Annotated in this window: 24 protein-coding genes; 15 read left to right on the top strand and 9 right to left on the bottom strand. The window is 67.5% G+C overall.

What is annotated here, in order from left to right; translation table 11 throughout:
• Nucleotides 1–59 precede the first annotated feature (59 nt).
• The 4 genes from AB4070_RS02265 to AB4070_RS02250 all read right to left on the bottom strand — a co-directional run bounded on the left by AB4070_RS02265 (nt 60) and on the right by AB4070_RS02250 (nt 3,546).
• Nucleotides 60–665, bottom strand: coding sequence for a hypothetical protein (locus AB4070_RS02265; protein WP_441978727.1), 606 nt, complete (start codon nt 663–665; stop codon nt 60–62).
• A 67-nt stretch (nt 666–732) separates the two neighbouring features.
• Nucleotides 733–2,085 carry a cryptochrome/photolyase family protein gene (locus AB4070_RS02260; protein WP_441978726.1) on the bottom strand — a complete coding sequence of 451 codons (1,353 nt, stop codon included), beginning with the start codon at nt 2,083–2,085 and terminating at the stop codon, nt 733–735.
• A gap of 32 nt (nt 2,086–2,117) precedes the next feature.
• Nucleotides 2,118–2,537: a DoxX family protein gene (locus AB4070_RS02255; protein WP_441978725.1), complete on the bottom strand. Its 420-nt coding sequence runs from the start codon at nt 2,535–2,537 to the stop codon at nt 2,118–2,120.
• 58 nt (nt 2,538–2,595) lie between these two features.
• Nucleotides 2,596–3,546 (bottom strand): alpha/beta fold hydrolase, encoded by a 951-nt coding sequence (locus tag AB4070_RS02250; protein ID WP_441978724.1) that lies wholly within the window; start codon nt 3,544–3,546, stop codon nt 2,596–2,598.
• Between the two features lie 165 nt (nt 3,547–3,711).
• Between AB4070_RS02250 and AB4070_RS02245 the strand changes: the two genes are divergently transcribed.
• From AB4070_RS02245 to AB4070_RS02225, 5 genes are all read left to right on the top strand, one after another.
• Nucleotides 3,712–4,869: a histidine kinase gene (locus AB4070_RS02245; protein WP_441978723.1), complete on the top strand. Its 1,158-nt coding sequence runs from the start codon at nt 3,712–3,714 to the stop codon at nt 4,867–4,869.
• Entirely contained in the window at nt 4,866–5,531 is a 666-nt protein-coding gene (locus tag AB4070_RS02240; protein ID WP_441978722.1) for a response regulator transcription factor, read from the top strand. The genes AB4070_RS02245 and AB4070_RS02240 overlap by 4 nt, the downstream gene beginning before the upstream one ends.
• 86 nt (nt 5,532–5,617) lie before the next feature.
• The gene (thrS, locus tag AB4070_RS02235; RefSeq protein WP_441978721.1) at nt 5,618–7,621 is read left to right on the top strand and encodes a threonine--tRNA ligase; all 2,004 of its coding nucleotides are present in this window, start codon (nt 5,618–5,620) and stop codon (nt 7,619–7,621) included.
• Nucleotides 7,618–8,172 carry an HIT family protein gene (locus AB4070_RS02230; RefSeq protein ID WP_441978720.1) on the top strand — a complete coding sequence of 185 codons (555 nt, stop codon included), beginning with the start codon at nt 7,618–7,620 and terminating at the stop codon, nt 8,170–8,172. The genes thrS and AB4070_RS02230 overlap by 4 nt, the downstream gene beginning before the upstream one ends.
• 20 nt (nt 8,173–8,192) lie before the next feature.
• Entirely contained in the window at nt 8,193–8,729 is a 537-nt protein-coding gene (locus tag AB4070_RS02225; protein WP_441978719.1) for a hypothetical protein, read from the top strand.
• A 12-nt stretch (nt 8,730–8,741) separates the two neighbouring features.
• Here the strand turns inward: AB4070_RS02225 and pdxY are convergent, their stop codons facing one another.
• Together pdxY and AB4070_RS02215 are read right to left on the bottom strand one after the other, a co-directional pair.
• Nucleotides 8,742–9,593: a pyridoxal kinase PdxY gene (pdxY, locus tag AB4070_RS02220; protein ID WP_441978718.1), complete on the bottom strand. Its 852-nt coding sequence runs from the start codon at nt 9,591–9,593 to the stop codon at nt 8,742–8,744.
• Nucleotides 9,594–9,639: 46 nt separating this feature from the next.
• Complete coding sequence (locus AB4070_RS02215; protein WP_441978717.1) at nt 9,640–10,947, bottom strand: aminotransferase class I/II-fold pyridoxal phosphate-dependent enzyme; 1,308 nt, start codon at nt 10,945–10,947, stop codon at nt 9,640–9,642.
• 89 nt (nt 10,948–11,036) lie between these two features.
• On the opposite strand from AB4070_RS02215, the gene pdxS reads away from it, so the two are divergent.
• Nucleotides 11,037–11,930: a pyridoxal 5'-phosphate synthase lyase subunit PdxS gene (gene pdxS, locus AB4070_RS02210; protein ID WP_441978716.1), complete on the top strand. Its 894-nt coding sequence runs from the start codon at nt 11,037–11,039 to the stop codon at nt 11,928–11,930.
• A complete protein-coding gene (pdxT, locus tag AB4070_RS02205; RefSeq protein ID WP_441978715.1) occupies nt 11,920–12,531 on the top strand; it encodes a pyridoxal 5'-phosphate synthase glutaminase subunit PdxT in 612 nt (203 codons plus the stop codon). Before pdxS ends, pdxT begins: the two co-directional genes overlap by 11 nt.
• A 4-nt stretch (nt 12,532–12,535) precedes the next feature.
• Here the strand turns inward: pdxT and AB4070_RS02200 are convergent, their stop codons facing one another.
• Together AB4070_RS02200 and AB4070_RS02195 are read right to left on the bottom strand one after the other, a co-directional pair.
• The gene (locus tag AB4070_RS02200; protein ID WP_441978714.1) at nt 12,536–13,462 is read right to left on the bottom strand and encodes an aminoglycoside phosphotransferase family protein; all 927 of its coding nucleotides are present in this window, start codon (nt 13,460–13,462) and stop codon (nt 12,536–12,538) included.
• Nucleotides 13,459–14,178: a dienelactone hydrolase family protein gene (locus tag AB4070_RS02195; protein ID WP_441978713.1), complete on the bottom strand. Its 720-nt coding sequence runs from the start codon at nt 14,176–14,178 to the stop codon at nt 13,459–13,461. Before AB4070_RS02195 ends, AB4070_RS02200 begins: the two co-directional genes overlap by 4 nt.
• Before the next feature lie 86 nt (nt 14,179–14,264).
• Here AB4070_RS02195 and AB4070_RS02190 point away from each other — a divergent pair, with 86 nt between their 5' ends.
• The 8 genes from AB4070_RS02190 to AB4070_RS02155 all read left to right on the top strand — a co-directional run bounded on the left by AB4070_RS02190 (nt 14,265) and on the right by AB4070_RS02155 (nt 22,907).
• Nucleotides 14,265–15,026 (top strand): YebC/PmpR family DNA-binding transcriptional regulator, encoded by a 762-nt coding sequence (locus AB4070_RS02190; RefSeq protein WP_046747163.1) that lies wholly within the window; start codon nt 14,265–14,267, stop codon nt 15,024–15,026.
• Nucleotides 15,027–15,071: 45 nt separating this feature from the next.
• A complete protein-coding gene (gene ruvC, locus AB4070_RS02185; protein WP_046747162.1) occupies nt 15,072–15,656 on the top strand; it encodes a crossover junction endodeoxyribonuclease RuvC in 585 nt (194 codons plus the stop codon).
• Nucleotides 15,657–15,665: 9 nt separating this feature from the next.
• Entirely contained in the window at nt 15,666–16,286 is a 621-nt protein-coding gene (gene ruvA, locus AB4070_RS02180; protein ID WP_378875047.1) for a Holliday junction branch migration protein RuvA, read from the top strand.
• Nucleotides 16,279–17,304, top strand: coding sequence for a Holliday junction branch migration DNA helicase RuvB (ruvB, locus tag AB4070_RS02175; RefSeq protein ID WP_282846691.1), 1,026 nt, complete (start codon nt 16,279–16,281; stop codon nt 17,302–17,304). The genes ruvA and ruvB overlap by 8 nt, the downstream gene beginning before the upstream one ends.
• A gap of 72 nt (nt 17,305–17,376) precedes the next feature.
• A complete protein-coding gene (locus tag AB4070_RS02170) occupies nt 17,377–17,796 on the top strand; it encodes a preprotein translocase subunit YajC (RefSeq protein WP_441978712.1) in 420 nt (139 codons plus the stop codon).
• A 55-nt stretch (nt 17,797–17,851) separates the two neighbouring features.
• Nucleotides 17,852–19,600 (top strand): protein translocase subunit SecD, encoded by a 1,749-nt coding sequence (gene secD / locus AB4070_RS02165; protein ID WP_441978711.1) that lies wholly within the window; start codon nt 17,852–17,854, stop codon nt 19,598–19,600.
• Nucleotides 19,600–20,589 carry a protein translocase subunit SecF gene (gene secF, locus AB4070_RS02160; protein WP_046747157.1) on the top strand — a complete coding sequence of 330 codons (990 nt, stop codon included), beginning with the start codon at nt 19,600–19,602 and terminating at the stop codon, nt 20,587–20,589. The genes secD and secF overlap by 1 nt, the downstream gene beginning before the upstream one ends.
• Nucleotides 20,590–20,654: 65 nt before the next feature.
• Nucleotides 20,655–22,907: a RelA/SpoT family protein gene (locus AB4070_RS02155; RefSeq protein ID WP_046747156.1), complete on the top strand. Its 2,253-nt coding sequence runs from the start codon at nt 20,655–20,657 to the stop codon at nt 22,905–22,907.
• On the opposite strand, the gene AB4070_RS02150 is transcribed toward AB4070_RS02155, so the two are convergent.
• The gene (locus AB4070_RS02150; protein WP_441978710.1) at nt 22,894–23,445 is read right to left on the bottom strand and encodes a type IV toxin-antitoxin system AbiEi family antitoxin; all 552 of its coding nucleotides are present in this window, start codon (nt 23,443–23,445) and stop codon (nt 22,894–22,896) included. The genes AB4070_RS02155 and AB4070_RS02150 overlap by 14 nt on opposite strands.
• Nucleotides 23,446–23,507 lie beyond the last annotated feature (62 nt).

The raw sequence follows: 23,507 nt of genomic DNA, 5'->3' as shown, positions 1-23,507 counted from the left end.
CGCGCGCATGGAGCGCGCGGCGGTGACGCACCACGAGGCCGGTGGGCCCAGGGCGCGGATCAGATCGCAGCGGCGAGAGGGGGTGCGCGACCTCTGAGAGTCGCGAGAAGGATGAGGCTGGTGGCCTCATCGACGTCGAACCGCCCAGGAAGTGCATCGACGGCGTCGATGCCTGGGGACTGGAGGACGTGATCGACACGCCTACGCACCCAGCGGATGAGCTGCGCGGCGAGATCCCGCACGGCGATGAGCAGGCGCTCACCGCGGTACAGCGCCGCGATCGTCAGCACGGCGGCGAGAGCATGTCCGAGCCACATGGACGCGTCAGCGCTCACCTCCGCCGGAATGCCCGTCGTCGGCGGGATCACCAGAGGGCCGCCGTGTACGTGGGGTATCGAGACGCCGGACGGCGTGACCGTGCCGAGAACGAAGAGCGTGTGGAAGAGGAACTGGCTCATCGCCACGGAGAGCCCGAGGCGGATGAGCGACAGCGACCGCCCCGCGAGCAGCACGCAGATCATGAATGAGAACACCCACGGCACGAGGATCCCGAGCGGTCCGGGCATCTGCCCTCCGCCGGAGACGTGACCGGCGAGGGCGACGAAGATCGCCAGAGAGGAAGCAGCGAAGCCGCGGATGACGGCTGGCTTCCTGGACTCGGTCACGGCACCAGTCTGGCATGGACGGCGCGGACGCCCCACCGCAGGCCGCCGTGCCGCGTCCGCGCTCCGCTCACTCGCGCGGTGGCTTCGGCGCTCTCTTCACCACGTCGTAGGCGGCGAGCGCATCCTTCCGCGTCTCGCCGAGGTCGACGATCGGCTCTGTGGGAGCGTCGGCTGCCCACCGGGAGATGTAGAGGTTCTGGGGGTCGAACTTCTTCGCCTGGAGCTCGGGGTTGAACACGCGGAAATACGGTGCGGCATCGGCGCCCGAACCTGCGACCCACTGCCAGTTGAACGGGTTGTTCGCCTCGTCGGCGTCGACCAGCGTGTCCCAGAACCACTCCTCTCCGCGGCGCCAGTCGATGAGCAGGTTCTTGACCAGGAAGGAGGCGACGACCATCCGCACCCGGTTGTGCATGTAGCCGGTGTGCCAGAGTTCGCGCATCCCCGCATCCACGAGTGGCACACCTGTCTCGCCGTGCTGCCAGGCGTCCAGATGCGCGGGGTCCAGAGGCGGCCAGGGGAAGGCATCGAACTCCGCACGGAGGTTCTCGGTGGCGAGATCGGGGGAGTGGTACAGCGTGTGCCAGGCGAACTCGCGCCATCCCAGCTCGGAGAGGAACCCTCCCGCTCCGTCCACGCCGACAGCCTCATGCCACACCGTGAAGGGACTGATCTCCCCCCAGCGGAGGTGCGGAGACAGCAGGGACGTGGCTCCGGCGGCAGGTTCGTCCCGCGCCCTGTCATAGTCCCGGAGGTCCTCATCGAGGAAATGACGCAGACGTCGTCGCGCGGCGGGCTCGCCGGGTTCCCAGGCCTCGCGCAGTCCGCCGGCCCAGTCGGGTCGGGTGGGCAGTAGACCCCAGTCGTCGAGCTCATCGGATGCCGGTGCATCGCCGAAGCCAGGAATCGATCGGGGCTCCGGCAGGGGAGCGCGAGGGGCAGGGAGGGCGAGGCATGCGCGCCAGAAGGGTGTGTACACCGAGTAGTGCGTTCCGCTGCCCGTCGTCACAGTCCACGGCTCGTGCAGCAGGGAGGCTGCGAACGAGACGGTCTCGATCCCGTCCGCCCGCAGGGCTGTCTTCAGAGACGCATCGATCTCGCGCTCGGCGCCGCCGTACCGTCGGTTCCAGAACACGGCTCCCGCATCGATCTCCGAGACCAGCTCACGCACGACGCGCTCAGCGGGGCCGCGCCGCAGCACGAGAGCTCCGCCACGCTCGCTCAGGCGCTCCTGGAGTGATGTGAGCGAATGGTGGAGCCACCAGCGGGCCGCGCCGCCGAGAGGCCTGATCCCAGGGGATTCCTCATCGAGCACGTACAGCGCGATCACCGGTTCTCCACGATCGATCGCGGCCCGAAGCGCCGGGTTGTCGGCGAGCCGGAGATCATCACGGAACCACACGAGCGAGGGGGACGTCATCGTGCCATTCTCCTGGAGAGCGCGATCTCGGGTCACGCGCGACGCCGACGGCCGCGTGAGCCGCGTGGCGTCGAGTCGCCCGTGGCCCACAGCGCCCACAGGACCAGGAGCGGCTGCAGGAAGAGCCTGCCGAGACGTCGTGCATCCGTGTCGAGTCCCGGCGTCGAGCGCTTGGTCCGCCACTGGTGGATGTTCCCCGGCATCACCGCGACGAAGAACGCGGCGGTCGCCCAGCCGATGCGGCGGCGCTCCTTCGGGAGGGTGAGCAGCCCTGCGGCGAGCGCGACCTCGGCGGCGCCGGAGGCGATCACGATCGTGTCCTTGTCGAGTCGGGTCAGGCGGGTCGCCCAATCGGGCACGACCACACGGAATCCGCGGGTGCTGAGGAAGTGGCCGACCCCGATCGCGCCGAGCGCGACCGCCAGGATCCATCGTGCGACTGCTCTGTCCATCCGTTCACGTTACGTGATGCTCCCCGGTGCGCGGACGACGTCCGCTGTGAGTTCCGACTCACTCCGCAAGAGAAGGCCTCTCGCGCTCCCAGGAGCGGAACGCATCGACGATCTGCGGAGCGTGGGTGTGATGGAGGTAGTGCTCTCCGTCGAGCGGCACGACGGTGCCATCCGCGACGGCTGCGGCCTGCTCCTCGTGCACCTGCAGCCACGTGGGGACGGTCGGGTTGTCGGAGACGACGAACAGCAGCAGGGGAAGGTCTTCGGGGAAACTCGTTCCGAGCGCGTCTCGGAAGTTCGCGGGGAGCAGCGACATCGCGTTCAGGTACGTCGGACTCAGCGTGTTCCGATCGGTGAGCAGGGCGATCTGCGCGCGTGCTTCTTCGGAGTACACGGCTTCGTCGTACCCCGTGCCGCGAATAGAGGCGATGAGTCGAGCGAGCCCGAGGTTCTTCGCAGCGCCGAACAGTCCGACCGGCAGCTCCGTGTCTGAGCCCGGCTGCCCGGGGACGCTGCTGTCGATACCCACGAACGCCCGCACCTCGTCGGGATAGCGATTCGCGAACTGGATGCCGTAGAGGCCCGCGATGGAGTGCCCCATCAGCACGTAGTCGTCGACCCCCAGCTGCTGCAGGGCGGAGTGCGTCTCGCTCACGATGTTCTCGGTGGTGCGCGGCTCATCCGTGCCGTCGCTCAGCCCATAGCCGAAGGGCTCCACCACGATGACACGATGGTCCTGCGCGAGCTCGGCGACGAGCGGCTCGAAGTCGAGGACGGGCGATGCGGTGCCGAAGCCGGGAAGGAGCACCACGTCTTCCGCGCCCTCGCCGACGACCAGTACGTTCATCTGCCGACCGTCCACAGTGACCTTCTGCCCGTAGGGTTCGATCCGATCCTGTTCGACCGCGGTCGCGACCGCGTTTCCCACGGAGGTCGTCGCAAGGCCCAGCGCGACCACCCCGATGACGGAGGCGACCGCGATGAGCGTTCTCTTGACGTGCTTGTTCATACAGACCTCTCCGAGCGCACTCCGTGTGCAGCGTCCTTTCCAGCTTCCCGATACGCATGTGCTGCCGCATCGTCGTGCCGTGGGCATTCGCGTACCGCGATCGCGGTATCCCGCCTCATCCCGTCGGGGGATCCACAGCGCGACGGGGCGGGGAATACTGGTGTGATGCCGGCAGTTCGTCCTCCACGAATCGCGGCGCTGTCCGGCGACGTGCTCGCCGTGCTCGTCGTGATGCTGTTCGCCGTGTCGCCGTTCCCCGACGACGGCTTCCGCGCTGACGGATGGCTGATCGTGGTCGCACTCCTGCCGGCGGCCGCGATGCTGTTCCGCCGCCGCTTCCCGCTCTTCGCGCTCGGTGTCAGTCTGGCGTGCGCGGTGTTCCTGGCGTTCGCTGGAGTGGTGTCGCCGAGTGCGCTCATCGCTGTGGCGATCAGTGCATTCGCCACGGTGGAGCGGCGAGGGCGTCTCGTGGGGATCACCGCCGTCGGCGCGACGACGGTGATCGTGTTCTTCGTCAGTGCGATCCCGCTCGGCGGCGATCTCTGGGACGCTCGCGCGCTGCAGTTCGTGTTCATCGTCGCTCTCGCCGGGGCACTGGGAGACGCCACCCGGTCTCGCAGGGAATTCGTCATCGCGATGACCGAACGCGCGGAACGTGCAGAGCAGGGACGAGAGGAGGAGGCGCGACGTCGGGTCGCGGAGGAGCGGGTGCGCATCGCTCGCGACCTGCATGACGTGGTGGCGCACCAGATCTCGGTCATCAGTCTGAACGCCGGTGTGGCCTCATCCGCGCTGGACCTCCGGCCGGAGCGTGCGCGGGAGGCGCTGAGCACGATCCGTCGTTCCTCGCGCACGGTTCTCGCCGACATCGGGGGTCTGATGGCACTTCTTCGGTCCGACGATCCTGAGGACGTCCGTGATCTGCGCCCGCAGCGGGGACTCGCCGGCCTCGACGCTCTGGTCGCACAGTTCCGCGAGGCAGGGCTCCGTGTCGAGCTGCAGGACGACCCGGATCGACCGGAGCTGTCGCCGGCAAGCGACCACGTCGCGTTCCTCTCAGTCCTCGAAGGATTGACGAACGCTCACAAGCATGGAGCCGGCGACGCGGCGCTCGTCCGGATCCGCACTGAGCAGGACTTCCTCCGACTCACCCTCGTCAATCCCGCGGCAGCTGAGGCGAGTCCTCCTGCCGCGCCCGGGGGTCACGGGCTGCGAGGGGTTCGCGAGCGTGTCGTCGCCGTCCGCGGCGACGTGCAGGCCGGTAGTGCCGGCGAGGAGTTCCACCTCGATGTGCGGATCCCGCTCGAAGGAAGCGGGCGATGATCCGCGTGCTCGTGGTCGATGATCAGCCGCTGGTGCGCCAGGCCGTCCGCGACATCCTGCTCGACGGCGGCGTCGAGGTGATCGGCGAAGCGGCGAACGGGCGAGATGCCGTCGCGCTGGCACGCCGGTCGAGCCCCGATGTCGTCGTGATGGACATCAGGATGCCTGAGCTCGATGGGATCGCGGCCACCGCGCAGATCACGGGCTCGTCCCCGTCATCGGCGACCCGCGTGCTCATCCTGACGACGTTCGAGGAGGACGACTATGTCGTGGCAGCCCTCCGAGCCGGCGCCAGCGGCTTCGTGGGCAAGGGAGCGGAGCCCGAGGAGATCGTCGACGCCGTGCGGGTCGTGCACCGAGGGGATGCGCTTCTCTCCTCGGCCGCGACTCGTTCGCTGATCGAGCGCTCGGTGCTGCCGCAGCTCCCGCGTGCCGAGGCATGGCACGGCGAACCGCTGCGACGGCTCACCGACCGCGAGCGCGAGGTGCTGCTCCTCGTGGCGGGCGGCGCCTCGAACCAGGACATCGCCGAAGAACTCGTGATCTCACCTCACACCGCGAAGACCCATGTGAATCGCATCATGTCCAAGCTGCACGCGCGCGATCGGGCCCAGCTGGTGATCCGTGCCTACGAGTCGGGAATCGTGATCCCCGGCGCATGAACGGGCTCCCATGAGACCACGGTCACGGACATGCTCGCCGCGGTCAGGACGACGGGATCATGCGAGTAACCTGGGTATCGACCCAGATGGAGAGAGTTTCTGTGCCTGAAAACGCCCGGCCGAATGACGGCTTCGCCCTGTTCACTGACCGAAACGTCGTTGCGATGCGCGTCAACGGCGACCTCAAGGATCTCGCCACGACCGTGACCGACACCGATGAGGTCGAGGCGGTCACGATCGACAGCGCGGACGGATTGAACATCCTCCGTCACTCGGCTGCTCACGTGCTGGCGCAGGCGGTGCAGCGCATCAACCCGCAGGCGAACCTCGGGATCGGCCCGCCCATCACCGATGGCTTCTACTACGACTTCGGCGTTGAGACCCCGTTCACGCCGGAGGACATCAAGGCCATCACCAAGGAGATGCAGCGCATCGTGCGTGAGGGGCAGCGGTTCGTCCGCCGTGTCGTGACCGACGAGGAGGCACGCGCCGAGCTGGCGAACGAACCGTTCAAGCTCGAGCTCATCGGCCTCAAGGGCGGGAAGGAAGCCGCTGAGGGTGCTTCCGTCGAGGTCGGCGAGGGCGAGCTGACGATCTACGACAACACGACCCGTGACGGCGAGGTCGTCTGGAAGGACCTCTGCCGCGGACCGCACCTGCCCAACACGCGCATGATCGGCAACGGATGGGACCTCACCCGCATCGCGGCCGCGTACTGGCGCGGCAGTGAGAAGAACCCGCAGCTGCAGCGCATCTACGGCACGGCGTGGCCGACGAAGGACGAGTTGCGCGCCTACCAGCACCGACTGGAAGAGGCCGCGAAGCGCGACCACCGCCGCCTCGGCAAGGAACTCGATCTGTTCTCGTTCCCCGAGGAGATCGGGTCGGGGCTCTCCGTCTGGCACCCGCGCGGCGGCGTGATCCGCGGCGAGATGGAGCAGCACGCCCGCAAGCGCCACATCGAGGGCGGGTACACCTACGTGTACACGCCGCACATCTCGAAGGAAGACCTCTTCCTCACCTCCAACCACCTCGTCACGTACAAGGAGGGCATGTTCCCGCCGATCGTGATGGACGAGGAGCGCGATGACGAGGGCAACATCACCAAGCAGGGCCAGGACTACTACCTGAAGCCCATGAACTGCCCGATGCACATCCTCATCTACAAGGAGCGCGCCCGGAGCTACCGCGACCTCCCGCTGCGCTTCGCGGAGAACGGCACGGTCTACCGCAACGAGCTCTCCGGCGCACTGCACGGTCTCACGCGCGTGCGCGGTTTCACCCAGGACGACTCGCACCTGTTCGTCACGCCCGACCAGCTCGAGGCCGAGGTCGCCAAGGTCCTCGAGTTCATCCTCTCGATGCTCCGCGATTTCGGTCTGACCGACTTCGAGCTCGAGCTGTCGATGAAGGATGACGAGAAGTCCAAGTGGATCGGCTCGGACGAGTTCTGGGAGTCGTCGACGGACGCGCTGCGCCGTGTCGCGGTGGCCTCGGGGCTCAAGCTGACCGAGGTCCCCGGTGAGGCCGCGTTCTACGGCCCGAAGATCGACCTCAAGACGCGTGATGCGATCGGTCGCACCTGGCAGCTCTCGACGGTCCAGGTCGACCCGAACCTTCCGGAGCGCTTCGACCTCGAGTTCATGGACAAGGACGGGCAGAAGAAGCGCCCGATCATGATCCACCGTGCGCTGTTCGGCTCGATCGAGCGGTTCTTCGCGATCCTGCTCGAGCACTACGCCGGCGACTTCCCGGTGTGGCTGTCGCCCGTGCAGGTCGTGGGCATCCCGGTCGCCGACGACTTCGCCGACTACCTGGGCGACGTGATCGACACCCTCCGCGCGCAGGGCGTGCGCGCGGAGCTCGACACGTCCGACGACCGCATGCAGAAGAAGATCCGCACGCACACGACCGGCAAGGTGCCGCTGCTGCTGATCGCGGGGGAGAAGGACCGTGACGCTGGCACCGTCTCGTTCCGCTACCGTGACGGGGCGCAGGAGAACGGTGTGCCGATCGCAGACGCCGTGGCTCGCATCCGCGCGGCCATCGACTCCCATGCCCTCGTGCAGACAGCAGGGGACCTGGCGTGACCGACGGGGAGCAGCCGCTGGAGGATGCCGGACGCCTCGCCGGGGTGCCGGACGAGTTCCAGCGGCTGTGGACCCCGCACCGGATGGCGTACATCCAGGCGGGACCGGAGCCCCTGCGCGAAGAATGCCCGTTCTGCGAGGCGCCGAAGTTCCCGGATGCCGAGCGGCTGGTCGTCGCACGCGGCGAGACGGCGTACGTGCTGCTCAACCTCTTCCCGTACAACTCCGGCCATCTGCTGGTCTGCCCCTACCGCCACATCGCCACCTATGACCAGGCGACGCCCGAGGAGGTGGCCGAGATCGGCGCGCTCACCCAGACCGCGATGCGGGTGCTGCGCGAGGTGTCGCGTTGCGACGGCTTCAACCTGGGGATGAATCAGGGTGCCGTGGCTGGTGCCGGCGTCGACGCCCATCTGCATCAGCACGTCGTGCCGCGCTGGACATCGGACGCGAACTTCTTCCCGATCATCGCGAAGACCAAGGCGCTCCCGCAGCTGCTGGGCGAGGTGCGCGAAGCCGTGGCGGCGGCCTGGCCGCATCCGAACGCGTGACCCTCGCTGAGCTGAACCCGATGTCTCTCCGGCGTCGCTTCGCCGCGGCCGTGATCGTCCTCGGTCTCGCCTCATCCATGGTCGCCTGTGCACCGCAGCCCGATCCCCAGCGGACGGCGACACCGACACCGACACCGACACTGCCGAGCGTGGAGGACGAGGGGCGCGCCTTCTACCTCGCCCAGGGGTTCGCAGAGAACGAGGGGCGGCTGTCCCCGAAGACCCCGGCACAGCAGGCGCTGGTCGACGAGGTGATCGAGAGCGGAGTCTGGGCAGGCATCCCCGACGAGGACGTCGCCTGGATGAGCCTCGAGCTCACGATCGACGTCTGCCTCGTCGCGATCGAGTCCGAGCACCGGGTCGATGCGGGCAAGGTCGGCGAGCACATCGATTCGTCGGAGATCATCGGCTCGTGGTCGAATGCGTTCGAAGAGAGCGACCCCGCTCTGCCTTTCATGCTCGGAGGCCTGGCGATCTCAGGCATGAAGCATCTCTGCCCCGATGACCACCCCGACTGGCTCGCCGCGTATCGAGAGCTCCCCATCCCCACCGGATGACGGACGCCCGGCTCAGCGCACCTGACGAGCCGTGAACTGCAGCCGTGGGTTCGCGTAGAACTCCTGGGCCTCGACGAGCTGCAGCTCGCGCTCTCCGGACTCGAGCGTCGCCTTGAGCAGGTCGTACACGCTGGACGCCGTGCGCTCGAGCGCGACCTTGGCGCTGCCGGTCTCGACGTAGTGCGCCGTGAACAGCGCGGCGGTCACATCCCCGGAACCGTTCGCCTTCATCGGCAGGTGCGGAGTCTGCACCAGCCAGGCACCCTTCTCGTCGGCGGCGAGCATCTCGATCGTGCCCTCTTCGCGATCGGGGCGCTCGACACTGGTGACGAGCACGGTGCGCGGGCCCATCGCGTGCGCGAGGTCGACCGACGCGAGAGTGGACTCCAGCGTGTCAGGCTCGGTGTCGGTGAGGAAGCCGAGCTCGAACTGGTTCGGGGTGATGATGTCGGCGACGGGAACCACGCGCTCACGCAGCAGCACAGGGATCGCGGGGGCGACGAAACAGCCCGACTTCGCGTTGCCCATGACCGGGTCGCAGGCGTACACCGCGTCAGGGTTCGCGGCCTTCACACGTGCGACGGCGTCGATGATCACGTCTCCGATGCCCTCTCCGCCCTGGTAGCCGCTGAGAACGGCGTCGATCTGGCTGAAGACACCGCGTTCCTCGATGCCGGTGATGACCTCGCGGACATCGTTCGGCGCGATCAGGGGGCCGCGCCAGGCGCCGTAGCCGGTGTGGTTGGAGAAGTTCACGGTGTAGACGGGCAGCACCTCGACACCGATGCGCTGCAGCGGGAACACGGCGGCCGAGTTGCCCACATGCCCGTAGGCCACGGCTGACTGGATGGAGAGGATCTTCATTCTCCGACTCTTTCGTTCAGGGCGGGCCGGTGCCCGCGAGGTGTGGTCATCGCCCGGCGGCGACGAGATCTGCGACCAGCGACTCGGCTTCATCGTCGGACAGGTCATGCACGGTCAGACGCAGGTGATGAGAGGGCTCCGCCTTCTCATCGAGCGCGAAGTCGTCGCCGGTGCGGGCGAGCCATCCGCGGCGCATGAGGCGGTCGGCGATGGTCCGAGCAGGCTGGGAGAACTCGACCCACAGGCTCATGCCGTCGGACACCGTGGCATCGATACCGCTCGCTCGTAGTCGTTCGGCGAAGGCGGCGTTGCGCTGCGCGTAGTGCTCCGCGGCCGCTGCCACCTCCGACATCGCCGTCTCGTCGGTCAGCTGTGTGAGGGCGAGACGCTGCAGCAGGTGGCTCACCCACGTCGTTCCGGGGCTGAGCCGCATCGCCAGGCGCTCGGCGGTCTCCGCGTCCGTCGCTGCGATCGCGAGGCACATGTCAGGACCCAGGAATTTCGAGACGGAGCGCACGAGGGCGAACCTGCGATGGTCGGGTCCGATGAGCGACTCGTACGGCCGTTGCGAGAGCATCGAGAAGTGGTCGTCCTCGATGATCAGCACATACGGGTGGTCGGCGAGCACGGCACGGAGCTCAGCGGCGCGGGAGGCGGTGAGGCTCGCGCCGGTCGGATTCTGCGCGCGCGGTGTGCAGATGATGGCACGGACGCCCGCCTCCAACGCGGTTCGCAGACCGTCGACGGTCATGCCCTCGGCATCGACGGGGACAGGAACCGCGCGATAGCCGCCCAGTCGCACGGTGTGGATGCTCGCGAGGAAGCAGGGATCCTCCAGGGCGACGGCGTCATCGCGCATCAGCGCCTGGGCGAGCAACCGCTCGACGGCGTCGACCGCGCCACTGGTCACGGTGATACGGAAGTCGACGCGTTCGAGGTCGCGCGCGATCCAGTGCGTCGACCACTCCTCGAGTCCGCGATCGATCACGGGCTCGCCGTAGAGCACAGGGCGGGACGCGATGGTCATCAGCGCCGGTGCAGGGTCGGGGATCAGCCGGGGGTCGGGGTTCCCCGTACCGATGTCGCGGAGGACGGTGTCGGGCGCATAGCCTTCCTGCGCCACTGCTTCCAATCCGGCGACGATGGTCCCTGCTCGTCCGCGGGACAGCACGAGCCCCGCCTGGGCGAGCTGCCGGTACGCGGCGACGGCGGTGTTCCGGTTGACGCCGAGCGTGGCGGCGAGTTCCCGCACCGGGGGGAGGACGCTGCCAGGTCGGAGGATTCCGCGGTCGCGCAGGGAGCGCACGCTGTCGGCGATGTCCGCAGCGGTGGTGCCTGTGATCTGGTCGCTCATGGTCCTCCTCAGCGATTCTAGGTCGAATCGGACAGTGCTATGTTTGATCTAGATCAAACCCGACTTCGGTGCATCCGACAGGAGTTCCCATGGCAGACCAGACAACCACCGGATCGCCGCGCGTCAAGCGCGGCCTCGCCGAGATGCTCAAGGGCGGCGTCATCATGGACGTCGTCACGGCTGAGCAGGCGAAGATCGCCGAAGACGCCGGCGCCGTCGCCGTCATGGCGCTCGAGCGCGTGCCGGCCGATATCCGCGCGCAGGGTGGCGTCTCCCGCATGAGCGACCCCGACATGATCGACAGCATCATCGACGCGGTGTCCATCCCCGTGATGGCCAAGGCGCGCATCGGTCACTTCGTCGAGGCGCAGGTGCTGCAGGAACTCGGCGTGGACTACATCGACGAGTCGGAGGTGCTCTCGCCTGCCGATTACGTGAACCACATCGACAAGTACGGCTTCACGGTCCCGTTCGTCTGCGGCGCGACCAATCTCGGTGAGGCACTCCGCCGCATCAACGAGGGTGCAGCCATGATCCGTTCCAAGGGCGAGGCCGGGACCGGTGACGTCTCCGAGGCGATGAAGCACATCCGCAAGATCCGCGGCGAGATCGCGGCTCTCACGGCCCTGCCCAAGGACGAGCTGTTCGTCGCGGCCAAGGAACTGCAGGCACCCTACGAGTTGGTTGCAGAGATCGCCGAGACAGGCAAGCTCCCCGTCGTGCTGTTCGTCGCCGGTGGCGTGGCGACCCCTGCGGACGCGGCCATGATGATGCAGCTCGGCGCCGACGGCGTGTTCGTCGGGTCCGGCATCTTCAAGTCGGGCAACCCCGCGGAGCGCGCGAAGGCGATCGTCAAGGCGACGACCTTCTTCGACGACGCCAAAGTCATCGCCGAGGTCTCGCGTGGATTGGGCGAGGCCATGGTGGGCATCAACGTCAGCGACCTTCCCGCGCCGCACCGTCTCGCCGAGCGTGGCTGGTAGCACCCGCGTCGGCGTGCTCGCGCTGCAGGGCGACGTGCGCGAGCATGCCGACCTGCTCTCGAGGCTGGGCGCCGACGTGGTGCTCGTGCGCCGTCCCGACGACCTCGTGTCGGTCGATGGTCTCGTGATCCCGGGCGGCGAGTCGAGCGTGATCGACAAGCTGTCGCGGGTCTTCGGGATGCAGCAGCCCATCCGCGAAGCCATCACCGCCGGTATGCCGGTCCTCGGCACGTGCGCGGGACTGATCATGCTCGCCGACGAGATCGTCGACGCCATCGAGGGGCAGGAGCCGTTCGGAGGGCTCGATGTCGTCGTGCGCCGGAACGCCTTCGGCCGTCAGGTCGAATCATTCGAGGCGCAACTCGACGTTCCCGCTCTCGGCGGGGATCCGGTGTCCGCCGCATTCATCCGCGGGCCGGTTGTCGAGTCGGTCGGCCCGAGGGCCGACGTGCTGGCGTCCCTGCCCGATGGACGCGTGGTCGCCGTGGAGCAGGGTGACCTGCTCGGTCTGAGCTTCCATCCGGAGATCACGGGTGAGACGAGGTTCCACGAGCGATTCCTCGTTCGCGCAGACGCGCGTCGCCGCGCTATGGCGCGGTAGATCGTCAGATCAGGCCCGAGAGCCATCGCAGGGCCGGAATCGCCTGCGCGCGCTGGAACTCCCGCAATCCTGGGAGTTGCGCGATCTCAGGTTGCGCCTGCTGGAACCAGAGGAACGACGCGAAGGCGGAGATCACGGGGAGCAGCTCAGCCTGAGAAGGTGCGCCGTGCTCTTCGAACACGGCCCATGCCTCCTCGCAGAGAGGGCCTCCGGATGCCTCGACGCTCGGGAGTAGACAGGGAAGGTCGATCCACGCGGCGCCCCTGCGCGCGTGCGGCCAGTCGAGCAGGTGTGCTCGTCCTTCGCTGATCAGGATGTTGTCGGCGCGCACATCGTCGTGCACGATGACGTCGCCGTGTACCGCGCTGTGGAAGCTCTGCTCGAGGCGCAGCAACTCCGCCATCCGCGCGGGAAGGCTGTGGGGGAGTGCCTCGCGCATCCGCCGATCCGCCGCGATCTCCGTCCACCGGGTGAAACCGGGGATCATGACATCTTCCGCTCGAGACATACTCGAAGGTGCAGGGGTGATCGACAGCATGTGCAGGGCCTCGGCCACGGCGTGCAGATCTGCCGTCGTCCACGGCCTGCTCGGGTGGCGGCCGTCGATCGCTTCGATCACGAGCGCCGTGCCGGTCCCGTCGTCGATGGCGGCGAGGAGTCGAGGGGCGATGGTGGTCGGCAGATGCGAGAGCGTGCGCGTCTCCTCGCGGAGGAAGTGCAGAGAGTCCGCGTGCCAATCCGCACCGCAGGCCTTCACGAATGCGCGCCCCGTCGTGGTCGTGATGACGCCCGCATAGGAGGCGCTGAAGCCGCCATGGGCTGGCGCGTCCTGCACGAGGTCACCCCCGATCGCGGAGATGATCCGAGTCCGAAGCGGCGGCGGGAGCGTGCGCCAGTCGGGCCGGAGCCGATCTGCTCCCGTCGTCATCATGCTGTTCCCTCGACGCCGGGTCCGTCGCGTTCGACTCCGCGCCGATGGGAGAGCATCCACTCGTAGAGTTCGGGGTTCTCGTACGTCTCGGTCCATGAGTCATGACCGACGCCCGCGTACCGAGTGAAACGCACGTCGGCATCGAGGGCCCGCAGCTCGTCGACGATCCGCTCGGTCTCGGCGATCGACACGACGTCGTCCGCGTCGCCGTGGAACGCCCAGGAGGGGATGGCGCGGATCGGAGCGGCGCTCTGCATCCACAATCCACCGCAGACTGGTGCGATCGCCGCGAATCGATCGGGATAGCGCACCGCGAGCGACCAGGTACCGAATCCGCCCATGCTGAGTCCTGTCACCGACACGCGCTCCGCATCGACCCGGTGTGCGGAGCTCACCTCATCGATCAGCGCGGCCAGCGTCGAGAGCTCAGCGACCCATTGACTCGCTGAGGCGCACTGGGGTGTGACGAGGATGAACGGGAACTCCTGCCCCGCGTCCGCCAGCTGGGGTGGACCGTGGACGGCGGCGAGATCGAGGTCGGAACCCCGTTCCCCCGCACCGTGCAGGAAGAGCACGAGCGGCCAGAGCCTGTTCGGATCTTCGTCGTAGCCGTCCGGGAGGTGGAGCAGATACCGCAAGGTGTCGGCGGGCGCCGGTGCGCCATCAAGAACCTCTGCCGAGCGGAGGGCGGGAGAGATGTGTCGTGATCTGCGCATGCTCCCATCCTGCGCCACCCGAGGCGTTCGTTAGAATGGACGATGCGCTGAGCGCGAGCTCATGCGGATACGACGAGCGGAGACTTATGTCCGGGCATTCCAAGTGGGCGACCACGAAGCACAAGAAGGCCATCATCGACTCCAGGCGCGCGAAGTCCTGGGCCAAGCTCATCAAGAACATCGAGGTCGCCGCCAAGCTCGGCGGACCGGACCTGGCGGGCAACCCCACCCTCTTCGACGCGGTGCAGAAGGCCAAGAAGACCTCGGTCCCCAAGGACAACATCGACCGCGCGGTGAAGCGCGGTGCCGGTATCGGCGGCGAGGCCGTCGAGTACCTCTCGATCATGTACGAGGGATACGGCCCCAACGGCGTCGCGCTCATGATCGAATGTCTGACCGACAACAAGAACCGGGCGGCCGCAGAGGTGCGCACGGCTCTCAGCCGGAACGGCGGCACGCTCGCAGACCCCGGCAGCGTCGCCTACAACTTCAGTCGCAAGGGCGTCATCGTCGTCGGCTCCGAGGGCACCACCGAGGATGACGTGATGATGGCGGCGCTCGAGGCCGGCGCGGAGGAGATCGAACCGCACGCCGAAGGCTTCGAGGTGATCACGGAGGCGACCGACCTGGTGGCTGTGCGCAGCGCGCTCCAGGAGGCCGGCATCGACTACGAGTCCGCCGACGTCGAGTTCGTACCGAACCTCAAGGTCGAGATCGACGCCGACACCGCGCGCAAGATCTTTCGTCTGATCGATGCGCTGGAAGACAGCGAAGACGTGCAGAACGTGTTCACCAATTTCGATCTGAGCCCCGAGGTCCAGGCGGAGCTGGAGAACGACGACGCCTAGGCGCGCCGGGTGACCGGTGACGGTTCCGCGGCTTAGCCTGGGGGAGTGACCTCCTCTCTGCGCGTGCTCGGCATCGACCCCGGTCTCACCCGCTGCGGTGTGGGGGTCGTGGATGTCGACGGATCGCGCCGCGGAACGCTCGTCCACGTCGGGGTGATCCGTTCCTCGCCGGAAGCGGAGATCGGGGAGCGTCTCTCGATTGTGGCCGCCGGCATCCGTGCCGTGATCGCAGAGCATCGACCAGATGCCGTCGCCGTCGAGCGGGTGTTCGCGCAGCAGAACACGCACTCGGTGATGGGAACTGCGCAGGCCAGTGGTGTCGCGTTGCTGATCGCCTCCGAGTCGGGGCTCCCCGCCGCCACGCACACACCCAGCGAGGTCAAGGCGGCCGTCACCGGGTACGGTGCCGCCGACAAGCGGCAGGTGCAGACGATGATCGCCCGCATCCTGCGCCTCGACGCGCTGCCGCAGCCGGCCGATGCCGCCGACGCGCTGGCTATCGCCCTCTGCCACGCCTGGCGTCGCGGGGGAGCAGCGGCCACCGCCCCTGGTGCTCTGACGCCCGCCCAGCGTGCCTGGGCCGAGGCTGAGAAGCGTGTCGGTCGAACATACCTACGAGCGACGCCGTAGGCTGAGGGGATGATCTCCTCTCTGCACGGCGTCGTCCTGCATGCGGCCTCCGATCAGGTCGTCATCGATGTGGGCGGGGTCGGATTCGCCGTCGCGGTGCCCGCCGACGTCGCGCACACCGCGACAGTGGGGGAGAAGCTGCTGCTGCACACCAGCCTCATCGTCCGTGAGGACTCGCTGTCGCTGTTCGGCTTCGCCGACCGCGGCGAGCTCGAGATCTTCGGACTGCTGATCAGCGTGACCGGCGTCGGTCCGAAGTCGGCACTGGGCGTTCTCTCGCACCTCACGAGCGATCAGATCGCCGAGGCCGTCACGGCGGAGGACGACGCTCCCTTCCGCCGCGTGTCCGGCATCGGCCCCAAGACAGCGAAGCTCATCGTGTTGCAGCTCGCCGGGAAGGTCCAGGCGTTCGCGGCTCCGGCGAAGCCGGCCGCCGCCGGAGGTGCCGACGTCGTCACTCAGGTGGCCGCGGCACTCGTGGGCCTCGGCTGGTCGGAGAAGGTCGCCGCCGACGCCGCCGCCCAGACGGCAGCGGATGCCACAGAGGCGGAGAGCGCATCCGTCGCCTCTCTGCTTCGTCGTACGCTCGCACTGCTCGGCCCGGCGCAGGGAGGCCAGGCACGTGTCTGATCCCCTCGACGCCAGCGAGCCCTCCGACGAGACCGAACTCGCCATCGAAGGCGCCCTGCGTCCGACGAGCCTCGGCGAGTTCGTGGGCCAGCAGAAGGTGCGCGGTCAGCTGCAGCTGCTTCTCGAGGCCGCCCGCATCCAGAGTCGTCCCGCCGATCACATACTCCTGGCGGGACCGCCCGGCCTGGGGAAGACGACGCTCGCGATGATCGTCGCACACGAGAGCGAACGTCCGCTTCGGCTGTCGAGCGGTCCGGCCATCCAGCACGCCGGTGATCTCGCCGCTCTGCTCTCGAGCCTGGTCCCCGGTGAGGTGCTCTTCATCGACGAGATCCACCGCATGGCGCGCTCCGCCGAGGAGATGCTCTACCTCGCGATGGAGGACTACCGCATCGACATCATGGTGGGAAAGGGTGCGGGGGCGACGAGCATCCCGCTCGAGCTCTCGCCGTTCACACTGGTCGGTGCGACGACCCGCTCGGGGCTGCTGCCCAACCCGCTCCGCGACCGCTTCGGGTTCACCGGGCACCTCGAGTTCTACGAGGAGGGCGAGCTGGAGCAGGTGATCGCACGATCTGCGGCCGTGCTCGGCGTCGACCTCCCCACCGATTCGCTCGCCGAGATCGCCCGCCGCTCCCGCGGCACCCCGCGCATCGCGAACCGCCTCCTTCGCCGGGTGCGCGATTATGCGCTGGTGCACACGGGGGGAGTGGCGACCATCCGCGAGGTGCGCGCGGCCCTGGACCTGTACGACGTCGACCCGATCGGTCTCGACCGCCTGGACCGTGCCGTACTCGACGCGCTCGTCCGACGGTTCCGCGGTGGCCCGGTCGGCCTCAGCACGCTCGCTGTCGCCGTCGGTGAGGAAGCCGAGACCGTGGAGAGCGTGGTCGAGCCGTACCTCGTGCGCATCGGGTTCCTCGGGCGCACTCCCCGCGGCCGTGTGGCGATGCCGGAGGCGTACGCGCACCTGGGTGTCGCGCATCCGGACGGGATGCTTAAGTTGGATGACCTATAATCACTGAAGACTTCCCGGATACCTTCGCGCGCCCAAAGGCTGGAGCGTGCACCTGAGAAAGGCGCTTCCCCCATGCCCATGGAATTCCTGCTCTTCGGCCTCCTCGCCGTTCTCCTCGTCTTCATGATCTTCAACACGCGCAAGCGCACGAAGCAGATGAAGGCCGAGCAGGAGGAGAAGGCCACCAAGACCGTTCCGGGCGCCAAGGTGCTCCTGCAGGGCGGCATCTACGGGACGATCGTCGCGTACGACCCCGATGACCTCGACACCCCTGCACTCGTCGAGATCGCTCCCGGCACCATCATTGACGTGCACAGCCAGGCCATCCTCCGCGTCGTCGAGCCGAAGGACGCCGTCGTCGACGCACCTGAGGACGACGTCGTCGAGGAGCGCGTCGTCGAGGAGTCGGTCGCCGATGAGCCGATCGCTCCGGCTGTCGAGACCCCCGAGGAGACCCGCGCCCGTCTCGAGCGCGACGCCGACGACAAGTAACGCCGAGGCCGACGCGGCCCCTCGGATCTCCGTCCTTCCAGAAAGCTGAACACACGTGGCTTCATCCTCTCCCGTCCGTCACGCCTGGCGGGTCCTTCTCGGCCTGCTCCTCGTGACGGGCGTGCTCTTCGGCATCAACGCGCTGGGCGTGTACGTCTTCAAGGACAGCAACGGGGAGGCCGCGAGCTCGTGGACACCTGAGCTCGCCCTCGATCTGCAGGGCGGCACGCAGATCGTGCTGAGCGCGGAGACCGAGGACGGAGCGGCTCCGTCGTCCGAGCAGCTCGACCAGGCCGCGGCGATCATCCGCCAGCGTGTCGATGCGTCCGGTGTCGCCGAGGCCGACATCACGACCGAGGGCGGACAGAACATCGTCGTCCAGATCCCCGGTGAGGCCGACGCGCAGACGCGGGAGCGTATCCAGTCCAGTGCTCAGCTCGAGTTCCGTCCCGTGCTCTACACGACGGCGGCGACCAACGAGTTCGTGGGCGAAGACGGCAACTCCACGCCGTACCCCAGCCCGGATCCGGGGCTGAACTCGACGCCGACGGCCGAGCCGACCGACGCGAGCGATCTCTCCTGGGTCACTGACAAGCTGGCCGCGGAGTTCCAGGCATACGACTGCGCGAACCCGGACAACGACGCCTCCAAGGCGCCGAAGGACCAGCCGCTCATCGCGTGCTCGGCGGACGGGAGCGCCAAGTACATCCTCGGACCGGCCGAGCTCGACGGCACGGCCATCACCGATGCCTCGGCAGGCCGTGACCCGAAGTCGGGCGCGTGGCTCGTCCAGCTGACGATGAACGGCGACGGCGCAGACGCGTTCGGCAAGGTGAGCACCCGCCTGAACCAGAACCGCATCGACGGACTCACGCCGCGGGATCAGTTCGCCTTCGTGCTGGACGGCAACGTGATCAGCGCTCCGCGGATGAACGGGCAGATCCTCGACGGTCGCCCCAGCATCTCCGGAAGCTTCACGCAGGAGTCCGCGACCACGCTCGCCGACCAGCTCAAGTTCGGTGCCCTTCCGCTGAGCTTCACCGTGCAGAGCTCCGACACGATCTCGGCGACGCTGGGCACGCAGCAGCTGCAGATCGGTCTGATCGCGGGCCTCATCGGACTCGCGCTGGTGGCGATCTACTCGCTCATCGTCTATCGAGCGCTCGGGTCGGTGATCATCGCGTCGATCGCGGTGATGGCGGTGCTCACCTACGTCATCATCTGCATCCTGGCGTGGCGAATCGGGTTCCGCCTCTCGCTCGCCGGTGTCGCAGGTCTCATCGTGTCCATCGGCTTCACCGCCGACTCGTTCATCGTGTACTTCGAGCGAATACGAGACGAACTCCGTGACGGGAAGTCGATCACCGCGGCGGTCGAGGATGGCTGGGGTCGTGCGAAGCGCACGATCTACATCTCCAAGTCGATCAACATCCTCGCGGCGGTCGTGCTCTACATCCTGGCCGATGCCACGGTGAAGGGCTTCGCTTTCACTCTCGGACTCACGACCCTCATCGACGTGTTCATCTTCGTGATCTTCACGCACCCGGTGATGCAACTGCTCGCGCGCACCCGCTTCTTCGGGGGCGGACACAAGCTCTCCGGACTCGATCCCGAGGCTCTCGGGGCCGTCTATCGCAGCCGCTCGCAGTACCGGGAGGTCACCACGGCGTCGGCAGGGAGGGGCGCGAAGAACGCGCGCTCTCGCGGCGAGGCCGACCGCAGACAGACGATCGCCGAACGCAAGCGCGCCGAGGCCCTCACGGGCGAGAGATCCACCAAAGCCGGAAGTGAGGGAGACGCCTGATGCCTTCCATGAATGAGTTCGGCAACAACCTCTACTCGGGGAAGACCTCCTTCCCGTTCGTCGGCAAGCGCCGTCTGTGGTTCATCATCGCGATCATCCTGGTCGTCGGCTCGGCACTGGTGCCGCTCATCCGGCCGATCCAGTTCTCGATCGAGTTCACGGGTGGATCGCAGTTCACCGTGCAGGCCCCGGACAGCCTCGATCAGGAGACGGCGACCACAGCCGTGCAGTCGGTCGTCCCTGGCGCTGCGACCAAGGTCGTCGTCGTCAGCGGCAAGGACGTCCGCGTCCAGACCGACCAGATGAGCGCCGCCGAGACCCAGCAGGTCGGCGAGGCGCTGGCGAAGGCCTACGGCGTCGATCCGTCCGACGTCACGTCCTCCTTCATCGGACCCGCGTGGGGGGAGAACGTCACCAAGCAGTCGCTGTGGGGTCTCGCGATCTTCCTCGCCCTGACCTTCCTGATCCTGGCGATCTACTTCCGTACCTGGAAGATGTCGGCCGCGGCCATCATCGGTCTCCTCGACGTGCTCGTGATCACGGTGGGCATCTACGCGCTGGCCGGCTTCGAGATCTCGCCGGCGGCCGTGATCGGCTTCCTCACGATCCTCGCGTACTCGCTGTACGACACCACGGTCGTGTTCGACAAGATCCGCGAGAACACGACCGAAGACGGGGAGAAGTCTGCCCGGTTGTTCGGCGAGTCGGTCAACCTCGCGGTGAACCAGACGCTCGTGCGCTCGATCAACACGTCCGTCGTCGCTGCTCTGCCGGTCGGCGCAGTGCTCTTCATCGGCGCCTTCTGGCTGGGGGCGGAGTCGCTCACCGACATCTCGCTGTCGATCTTCGTCGGTATCCTCGTGGCGACCTACTCGACGCTCTTCGTGGCTGCCCCGCTCTACTCGCTGTTCCGCGAGAACGAGCCGCAGCTGAAGGCACGTGATGCCCGCATCCGAGAGGCTCGCAGCAGGGCGGCCGTCGAGGTCTGATCGGTTCCTCAGCGGGCCCGGTCCCGCACAGCACGCGTAGGATTGATCGATCAGGAGGTGAGTAGATGGCGGAACCGCAGACGTCATCGCAGGGCTCGAGTCTGCGACGGCTGGTTCCCCGCATCTTCTCCCGCGCGTCGAGGATCAACGACCTCGACAACTTGATCCGCACCGTTCGGGCGAACCACCCCAAGGGCGACTTCTCGGTGATCGAGAGAGCGTACGCGGTCGCCAAGGAGAAGCACGAGGGGCAGAAGCGCCAGAGCGGTGAGCCGTACATCACGCACCCGCTCGCGGTCGCGCAGATCCTCGCCGAGCTCGGTCTCGGGCCGCGGGCGATCGCCGCAGCGCTGCTGCACGACACCGTCGAGGACACCGGGTACGCGCTGACGGATCTCACCGCCGAATTCGGCGACGAGGTCGCGATGCTCGTCGACGGCGTCACCAAGCTCGACAAGGTGAAGTACGGCGAGAGCGCGCAGGCCGAGACCGTCCGCAAGATGATCGTCGCGATGTCCAAGGACATCCGTGTGCTGCTGATCAAGCTCGCTGACCGCCTCCACAACGCGCGCACCTGGGGCTTCGTCCCGCCGGAGAAGGCGGCGAAGAAGGCCAAGGAGACCCTGGAGATCTACGCTCCGTTGGCGAATCGCCTCGGAATCCAGGCGATCAAGTCGGAGCTCGAGGATCTCTCCTTCGCGGTGCTGCACCCGAAGATCTACAACGAGATCCACAGCCTCATCGCGCAGCGCACCCCGCAGCGCGAGAAGTACCTGAACCAGGTCGTCGAGGAGATCGACGAAGACCTGCGGGATCTCCGCATCCGTGGCAAGGTCGTCGGGCGTCCCAAGCAGCTCTACTCGGTCTACCAGAAGATGGTCATCCGCGGTCGTGAGTTCGACGACATCTACGACCTGATCGGCATCCGGGTGCTGGTCTCCTCCGTGCGCGACTGCTACGCGGTGCTCGGTGCCATCCACGCACGCTGGACTCCGCTGCCCGGTCGTTTCAAGGACTACATCGCCACACCCAAGTTCAACCTCTACCAGTCACTGCACACCACGGTGATCGGCCCCGCCGGCCGCACGGTCGAGATCCAGATCCGCACGCATGAGATGCACCAGCAGGCCGAGTACGGCGTAGCTGCGCACTGGATGTACAAGGAACGGATGAACGGCGGGGGCAAGACCGAGGTCCGTGCATCCGACACCGACATGGCGTGGCTCGCGCACATCTCCGACTGGCAGGCCGAGACCGCCGATCCCGGGGAGTTCCTCGAGTCGCTCCGGTTCGAGATCGGCGCGAAGGAGGTCTACGTCTTCACGCCGAAGGGCCGCGTGATCGGACTGCCCTCCGGTGCGACCCCGGTGGACTTCGCCTACGCCGTGCACACCGAGATCGGCCACCGCACGATGGGGGCCAAGGTCAACGGTCGCCTGGTGCCTCTGGAGTCCGAGCTCAAGAGCGGCGACGTCGTCGAGGTGTTCACCTCGAAGAACCCCGACGCGGGACCCAGCCAGGACTGGCTCGGGTTCGTCGCGAGCACGCGCGCCCGCAACAAGATCCGCGGGTGGTTCACGAAGGAGCGCCGCGAGGAGGCGATCGAGCAGGGCAAGGAGGCCATCGCACGGGCGATGCGTCGACAGAACCTGCCGCTGCAGCGACTCATGAGCCATGACTCGTTCACGGAAGTGGCGCGGGGCATGCACTACGAAGACGTCTCCGCGCTCTATGCGGCCGTCGGCGAGGGACACGTCTCGACCCAATCCGTGCTGGAGAAGGTCACCGCACTGGTCGCGGCGAACGACCCCGCGACGGGGGCCATCGACCTTCCCGGCAGCGTGCAGACGCGCGAGCCGCGGTCGGGTGACTCCGGCGTGCTGGTGCGCGGCGCCAATGACATCCTCGTCAAGCTCGCGAAGTGCTGCACCCCGGTTCCGGGCGACCAGATCGTCGGATTCGTGACCCGTGGAAGCGGCGTCTCGGTCCACCGTGCCGACTGCGTGAACGTGAAGGCGCTGGGTGCCGAACAGGATCGATTCGTCGAGGTCTCGTGGGCTCCCACCACCAAGAGCGTCTTCAGGGTGCAGATCCAGGTCGAGGCGCTCGACCGTTCGGGACTTCTCTCCGATGTCACGCGCGTGTTGAGCGAGCACCATGTCAACATCCTCTCGGCGACGGTCACCACGACGGACGAGCGACTCGCTCTGAGCCGATTCGTCTTCGAGATGGGTGATGCCGTGCACCTCGATCGCGTGCTCAACGCGGTGCGCAGGATCGACGCGGTGTACGACGTCTATCGCGTCACCTCTTCCTGACTGCGAGCCTGTCCAGCACGGCCCGACCCGCGCGGCTTCCGGGAACGCGCGACATGCCGCGCAGCATGGCGGAGGCCTCCTCCGGCACCTCGGGCGACACGAGCGCGAGTCTGTCCATCCAGGTCAGCACGCGAGGGTCGCGATGCACCGTCGTGGCGAGATCGAGCATCGTCCGCACGGGCGTGGTGACGAGGACTCCGCCGATCGACTCCAGATCGCAAGAGGCGACGACGGTGTCGTGGAAGACGAGTCGTGAGTTCGTCGTTGCTCGGATCCGTCGTTCGACGCACCGTCGCACATGATGCACGCCCGGCGCACGATCGCCGGCGCCATGGATCCACGCAGCCGTCGGCCCTGACGCCGCGGTTCCCGCACGCACCAGCGATGCGACACTGCTCGCCCTGACATCCGAGCCTTCGATCAGGTCCGCCGGGACAAAGGCGTCTCCGACCTCGACCACATGCCCGTCGATCCGCGCCGCGCTGAGCTCCGCCTCACTCAGCCGAACGCCGGGCAGGTATAGAAGTGCGGGGTGCATCACGTCAGTCTGACGCAGTGCACCCCGCCTCGTCCGTCGTCGTGCGGGACCTGTGGAGAAGG

It is taken from the genome of Microbacterium sp. 2RAF4 (assembly GCF_052115285.1).
Lineage (GTDB): Bacteria > Actinomycetota > Actinomycetes > Actinomycetales > Microbacteriaceae > Microbacterium > Microbacterium oxydans.
The sequence above is the reverse complement of the archived record's forward strand: the minus strand, read 5'-3'. Positions and strand labels throughout refer to the sequence as shown.